The 6,670-nt window shown below is 71.2% G+C and carries 7 protein-coding genes; 6 read left to right on the forward strand and 1 reads right to left on the reverse strand.

Annotated features, from left to right (window positions below; genetic code table 11):
- The first annotated feature begins 371 nt into the window (after positions 1 to 371).
- A complete protein-coding gene (locus ACFU6K_RS27435) occupies positions 372 to 1,994 on the forward strand; it encodes a M4 family metallopeptidase (protein ID WP_380667370.1) in 1,623 nt (540 codons plus the stop codon).
- A 149-nt stretch (positions 1,995 to 2,143) separates the two neighbouring features.
- On the opposite strand, the gene ACFU6K_RS27440 is transcribed toward ACFU6K_RS27435, so the two are convergent.
- Positions 2,144 to 2,455 carry a DUF3817 domain-containing protein gene (locus ACFU6K_RS27440; RefSeq protein ID WP_380667372.1) on the reverse strand — a complete coding sequence of 104 codons (312 nt, stop codon included), beginning with the start codon at positions 2,453 to 2,455 and terminating at the stop codon, positions 2,144 to 2,146.
- A 357-nt stretch (positions 2,456 to 2,812) separates the two neighbouring features.
- On the opposite strand from ACFU6K_RS27440, the gene ACFU6K_RS27445 reads away from it, so the two are divergent.
- From ACFU6K_RS27445 to ACFU6K_RS27465, 5 genes are all read left to right on the forward strand, one after another.
- The gene (locus ACFU6K_RS27445) at positions 2,813 to 3,610 is read left to right on the forward strand and encodes a DUF2127 domain-containing protein (protein WP_380667374.1); all 798 of its coding nucleotides are present in this window, start codon (positions 2,813 to 2,815) and stop codon (positions 3,608 to 3,610) included.
- Positions 3,611 to 3,714: 104 nt separating this feature from the next.
- Positions 3,715 to 4,353: an AIM24 family protein gene (locus ACFU6K_RS27450; protein ID WP_380667376.1), complete on the forward strand. Its 639-nt coding sequence runs from the start codon at positions 3,715 to 3,717 to the stop codon at positions 4,351 to 4,353.
- Complete coding sequence (locus ACFU6K_RS27455; protein ID WP_049651451.1) at positions 4,353 to 5,003, forward strand: AIM24 family protein; 651 nt, start codon at positions 4,353 to 4,355, stop codon at positions 5,001 to 5,003. Before ACFU6K_RS27450 ends, ACFU6K_RS27455 begins: the two co-directional genes overlap by 1 nt.
- 260 nt (positions 5,004 to 5,263) lie before the next feature.
- Positions 5,264 to 6,073, forward strand: a complete 810-nt coding sequence (locus tag ACFU6K_RS27460; protein ID WP_380667380.1) for an AIM24 family protein — start codon at positions 5,264 to 5,266, stop codon at positions 6,071 to 6,073.
- Positions 6,074 to 6,113: 40 nt separating this feature from the next.
- Positions 6,114 to 6,629, forward strand: coding sequence for a MarR family winged helix-turn-helix transcriptional regulator (locus tag ACFU6K_RS27465; RefSeq protein ID WP_380667378.1), 516 nt, complete (start codon positions 6,114 to 6,116; stop codon positions 6,627 to 6,629).
- Positions 6,630 to 6,670 lie beyond the last annotated feature (41 nt).

The raw sequence follows: 6,670 nt of genomic DNA on the forward strand, positions 1-6,670 counted from the left end.
GTGTATAAGAGACAAGGTCCCGGGCGTCCGAGCGTCCGGGGAGAGCTGTCAAGGCCGTCCGCCTGGCGGAGTCCCGCCAGCGGGACGAACCGCCGAAACCGGGCAACGGGCGGCAACCGAACCATCCGTACCGGGACTGGCGGTTCTTGGCCAATCCCGGTAGGCGCCCTGTCCATCCCTGCCAACGATTGTCATGCTTCTGACCAAGTCCCGTCCGACCATCCGCCGCCCCACCCGTTTCCGGCGGAACGTCAGGAACCGCACGGGACCGGCACGTCCGCGCCCTACCGCCCCCAAGGTGCCAACCCCGGCGCCCCGGTACGCGGCGCACCCGCACGCACCCGCGGGTCTCGTGGAAGGAACCCCCGCACGTGAAGCGAAAGCTGACTGTCGGAGCCGTACTCTCCGCCACCGCCCTGCTGGCCGGCGTCATCCAGATCGCCGCCGTCCCGGCCCAGGCCGCCGCCCCCTCCCCGGCGCAGCAGCAGTCCGCGCTGCTCGCGCTGGCCTCCGGGCAGAGCGCCCCGGTCGCCCAGGCCCTCGCCCTCGGCGGCCAGGAGCAGCTGGTGCCCAAGGACGTGGTGGTGGACAAGGACGGCACCCGCCACCTGCGGTACGACCGGACCTACGCGGGCCTGCCGGTGCTCGGCGGCGACCTGGTCGTCCACCAGAAGGCCGACGGCTCGGTGAAGTCCGTCGACCGGGCCTTCGCCGGGCAGCTGTCCGTGCCCAGCCTGACCCCGGGCCTCGCCGCGCCCCAGGCGGCCGAGAAGGCCACCGCCGCCGTGCAGGCCACGGTCGGCGCCGCCGACCAGGAGGAGGCCGCGCTCAGCCGGGTCGACGGCGCCGGCGCGCCCGAGCTGGTCGTCTGGGCCGCCGACGGCACCCCGCGACTGGCCCACCGCACGGTGGTCGAGGGTCAGCGCGCGGACGGCACCCCGAGCCGCCAGGTGGTCGTCACCGACGCCGCCACCGGCCAGGTGCTCTCCACCGACGAGCAGGTGAAGACCGCCACCGGCACCGGCAAGGGCGTCAACGTCGGCAGCGTCTCGCTCACCACCACCCAGAGCGGCAGCTCCTACCAGCTGAAGGACGCCTCCCGGGGCAACCAGTCCACCACCGACCTCAAGGGCGGCACCTCGGGCAGCGGCACGCTGTTCAGCAACACCACCAACAGCTTCGGCAACGGCCTGCCCTCCAACCGCGAATCCGCGGCCGTGGACGCCCAGTTCGGCGCGGCGGCCACCTGGGACTACTACAAGAACACCTTCGGCCGCAACGGCATCAAGAACAACGGCGTCGGCGCGGCGAGCCGGGTCCACTACAGCACCAACTACGTCAACGCGTTCTGGGACGACTCCTGCTTCTGCATGACGTACGGCGACGGCTCCGGCAACACCCACCCGCTGACCGCGATCGACGTCTCCGGCCACGAGATGAGCCACGGCGTCACCTCCGCCACCGCGAACCTCAACTACTCCGGTGAGTCCGGCGGCCTCAACGAGGCCACCTCGGACATCTTCGGCACCATGGTCGAGTGGTCCGCCAACCTCTCGGTCGACCCGGGCGACTACCTGATCGGCGAGAAGCTCAACATCAACGGCAACGGCACGCCGCTGCGCTACATGGACAAGCCCTCCAAGGACGGCGCCTCGGCCGACTACTGGTCCTCCACGGTCGGCAACAAGGACGTCCACTACTCCTCGGGCGTCGCCAACCACTTCTTCTTCCTGCTCGCCGAGGGCAGCGGGTCGAAGGTCATCAACGGGGTCAGCTACAACAGCCCGACCTCCAACGGCTCGACGGTGACCGGCATCGGCCGGACCAAGGCGGCGGCGATCTGGTACCGCGCGCTGACCGTCTACATGACCTCCACCACCAACTACAAGGCCGCCCGCACCGCGACCCTGAAGGCGGCCACCGACCTGTACGGCGCGACCAGCACCGAGTACAAGACGGTCGCGGCGGCCTGGAGCGGGGTCAACGTCAACTGACCCGCGCCATCCGCAGCAGGAACCCGAACCACCCCCGGTAAGAAACGGCGACAGGCTGCCGCGGCCCTTTGGGAGAGGAGGCCGTGGCAGCCTGTCGACCGTCCACGAGGAGGCAGGCCGGGGCCCGAGCGGGGGCCCCGGCGGCCGGCTCAGGCGGTGGCGGGCTTCAGCTCGCCCCGCTCCTCCTTGGCCAGCATCCGCTCGGCGAAGAAGCCGCCGGTGGGCAGCACCGCGAGCACGAACATCAGGACGCCGCGCTTGGCGTCCCACTTCTGCGCCTGCCAGGCCTGGATCCAGAAGACCACGTACAGGATGAACAGGACGCCGTGCACCATGCCCATCACCGGGACGGCGTCGAACGAGGTCGTCCGCTTCAGCACCGAGCAGATCAGCAGCAGAATGAAGGAGACCCCTTCGGGGCCGGAGACCAGGCGCAGGCGGTGGACGGCGCTGCTGTTCACGATGGATACCTCAATACGGGGGTCGGCGGCGCGGGCTCGCTTGTGAAGCGACTCACAAGCATTCCGGCCCATTATCACCGAGCACACGTACCGGACCCCGGCCGGGGGTGGCCACCGTGCCCCATCTCACAGCGACCGGCCCGGAGCCCGTCCGGTGCCCGCCCGGGACCGGCCCGGGGCCCGCCCGGGACCGGCCCGGGGCCCGCCCGGGACCGGCCCGGGGCCCGCCCGCCCTGTCACAGCTCTGTGCCGGAACGCCACCGAGCGCGACCGCCCGTCCCCGGGAACCCCTATCCTGCTGCCCGCGCGCCCACCGATCCGGGCGCCGACGCATCGCACACGGGGGGTAGTCACCACATGTTCAAGCGCGACTGGGACCGCAGGACCTGCGCCAAGCGCGGCCACATCACCTACGCGCCGACGGAGCCGGAGCTGGCCTCCCGGCTGCACGCGTCGACCGCCCTCGGCGACGCCTGGCGCTGCCTGCGCTGCGGCGACTTCGCGCTGGGCGCCCCGCACGGCTCCGGCCCGGCCGACGAAGCTCCGCTGGTGCCGCGCGGCAAGGCGCTGCGGGACCTGTTCATCCTGCGCTTCCTGGCCGTCGAGCGGGTGCTGCGCGGACTGCTGATCATCGTGGTCGCCTGGGCCGTGTGGAAGTTCTCCAACAGCCAGGACGCGGTGCACCGGGTCTTCGACGAGAACCTCACGGTGTTCCGGCCGGTCACCGACCACTTCCACTGGGACCTCGAACACGCCCCGATCGTCGAGACCATCCGCAAGACCTTCGACTTCAAGAAGAGCACCCTGCTGATCGTCGCGGGCGCGCTGATCGCCTACGCGGTGGTCGAGATCGTCGAGGCGGTCGGCCTGTGGCTGAACAAGCGCTGGGCCGAGTACCTGACGGTGGTCGCCACCGCGGCCTTCCTGCCGCTGGAGGGCTACGAGCTGAGCCACCACGTCAGCGCGCTGAAGATCTGCACCCTGGTGCTGAACATCACGGCGGTGCTCTGGATCATGCTCTCCAAGCGCCTGTTCGGGCTGCGCGGCGGCGTGGTGGCCTTCGAGGCGGAGCGCCACTCGGCCTCGCTGCTGGAGGTCGAGCAGGCGGCCGGCACCGTTCCGAGCCCCGGACAGGGGGCGCACGCCCGGGCCTGACCGGGGCGCGTGCGCCGGGCGCGACCGGCGCGTTTGTCCCAGACCGGTACCAGTCGGCCCACGCACTCTCCCCGCGCCACGGCCGCAGCCGCTAGATTGCGGCCGTGGCACAGTTCAGACTCCAGGGATCGCGCGTGCTCGCCGTCGACTTGGGCGGCGACGCCGTCAAGGCGCGACACGGCTCGATGGTCGCCTACACCGGGCAGATGGCCTTCAAGAAGTTGACCGGCGGCGGGGACGGCCTGCGCGGCATGGTCACCCGCCGGCTGACCGGCGAGAAGATGACGGTCATGGAAGTGAAGGGGCAGGGCACCTGCTACTTCGCCGACAAGGCCACCGAGATCAGCCTGGTGCGGCTGAACGGCGAGACGCTGTACGTCGAGTCGGACAACCTGCTCTGCACCGAGTCCGCCCTGCACACCGGCACCAGCTTCACCGGGCTGAACGGCATGTCCTCGGGCAACGGCCTGTTCACCACCAAGGTGGAGGGCCACGGCTGGGCGGCCGTCACCTCCAACGGCCCGGCCGTCATCCTGCGGGTCGACAAGAGCATGCCGCTGCGGGTGGACCCGGGCGCCTACGTGGCGCACACCGGCACCCTGCAGCGCAGCCTCAAGTCGGGCGCGGGCTGGACCACGATCATCGGCGAGGGCGGCGGCGAGGCCGTCCAGATCGAGTTCACCGGCGAGGGCCTGGTGTACGTCCAGCCCTCCGAGAAGGTCACCATCGGGGGCGACGTCTGATGGGCTTCACGAAGATCAACGGGAAGATGGTCGAGGCCCAGGTGGTGCCCGGGCAGCGGCTGTTCAGCCAGCGCGGCGCGATGCTCGCGTACAGCGGCGACGTCCGCTTCACGCCGAACATCACCGGCGGGCAGGGCGGCGTGATGTCGATGATCGGCCGCCGGGTGGCCAACGAGGACACCCCGCTGATGACCGTCGAGGGCCAGGGCCGGGTGATGTTCGGCCACGGCGGCCACCACGTCCACGTGATCGACCTGTTCGGCGACACCCTGTACGTCGAGGCGGACCGGCTGCTCGCCTTCGAGGGCACGCTGCGCCAGTCCACCATGTTCATGGGCTCGCAGGGCGGGGTGATGGGCATGGTCCGCGGCCAGGTCACCGGGCAGGGCCTGTTCACCACCAAGCTGGAGGGCCAGGGCTCGGTCGCGGTGATGGCCCACGGCGGCGTCTTCGAGCTGCCGATCACCCCCGGCCAGTCGGTGCACGTCGACCCGCAGGCGTACGTGGCGCACCGCGGCGACGTGCGCAACAAGCTCTCCACGGCGCTGGGTTGGCGCGACATGATCGGCCGCGGCTCGGGCGAGGCGTTCCAGCTGGAACTGTCCGGGCAGGGTGCGGTGTACGTCCAGGCGAGCGAGGAGAAGCTCTGATGTCCTACCCGCCGCAGCCCCCGTACGGCTCGCCGCACAACCAGCCGACCCAGCCCGGCTTCGCCGCCCCGCCGCCCCCGCCGGGGTACGGCCCGCAGCCGGGCGGGTACCCGCCGCCCCCGCCGCAGGGCTACCCGCCGCCCCCGCCCGGCCACCAGCCCCAGCAGCCGTACGGCCAGCAGCACCAGCAGCCGCCCCAGCAGCCGTACGGCCAGCAACAGCCGTACGCCCAGGAGCAGTTCGGCGGCCCGGTGGCCCCGCTGCCGACCGGCCACGGCGGCACCGGGCCGGTGGTGTGGGACGCCCACAGCCTGCCGGCCGGCGACAACGTCAACCCGTACGCCTTCTCGGTCGACCTGAACGGCTCCTACTTCCTCCAGAAGGGCAAGATGGTCGCCTACTACGGCGACATCACCTTCAAGGGCGTCGGCGCCGGGGCGGTCGACCGGGTGCTCGGCCAGCACTTCAACTCGCCGATGCACGCGGCGGACTGGGTGGTCGCCGAGGGCCGCGGCAAACTGCTGCTGGCCGACCGGGCGTTCGACCTCAACTCGTACGACCTGGACGAGGGCAACCTGACCGTCCGCTCCGGCAACCTGCTGGCCTTCGACCCGACGCTGCGGCTGAAGCAGTCGATCATCCCGGGCTTCCTGACCCTGATCGGCACCGGCCGCTTCGTCGCCGCCTCCAACGGCCCGGTGCACTTCGTCGAGCCGCCGCTCCGGGTGGACCCGCAGGCGCTGGTCGGCTGGGCGGACTGCCCGGCGCCGTGCCACCACTACGACCACGACTACATGCACGGGCTGATCGGCGGCCTGCGCCGGCTGACCGGCATCGGCGGGGCCTCCGGCGAGGAGCACCAGTTCGAGTTCATCGGCGCCGGCCAGGTGCTGCTGCAGTCGAGTGAGAAGCTGATGGCGGAGCGGTCGGTCGGTGCGGTCGGCGCCGAGGCGGGCGTCCCGGTGGGCGGCGTGCCGTCCCAGCCGGGCACGGCCGGGCACGGCGGCGGCAACCCCAACATCCCCGGGCTCGGTAACCTGGGCGACCTCGGACGACGTTTCGGTCTGTAAACTCGTACAAGATTGAACTAAATCGGCTATGCTAGAGGGCATGGATACGCACACGATCGAGACCGCGGACACCCCTCCGTCGCAGCCCGAGGAGGAGACTCCCTGGCTGACCGCCAGGGAGCAGCGGATGTGGCGCGCCCATCTGGAGGTCGCCAAGCTGCTGGACTACCAGCTCAGCCGCGAACTCCAGCCGCACAACCTCGCGATCAACGACTACGAGATCCTGGTCGTGCTCTCCGAGGCCCCGGACCGCCGGATGCGGATGACCGACCTCGCGACCGCCACCCTCCAGTCGAAGAGCCGCCTCTCCCACCAGATCACCCGGATGGAGAACGCCGGCCTCGTGCTGCGCCAGGAGTGCCCCGGCGACCGCCGCGGCCTCTACGCCCACCTCACCGAACACGGCTGGGAGACCATGCAGCGGGTCGCCCCCGACCACGTGCGCAGCGTCCGGGCCCACTTCATCGACCGCTTCACCCCGGAGCAGCTCGACGACATGTACCAGGCCCTCGCCCCCATCGCCGAACACCTCCGGGGCCTGCGCGGCAAGCCGTAACGCCGCCCCCGCACCACCTCCGCCCCGCCGCGATCCCGATC

It is taken from the genome of Kitasatospora sp. NPDC057512 (genome assembly GCF_042802135.1).
GTDB lineage: Bacteria > Actinomycetota > Actinomycetes > Streptomycetales > Streptomycetaceae > Kitasatospora.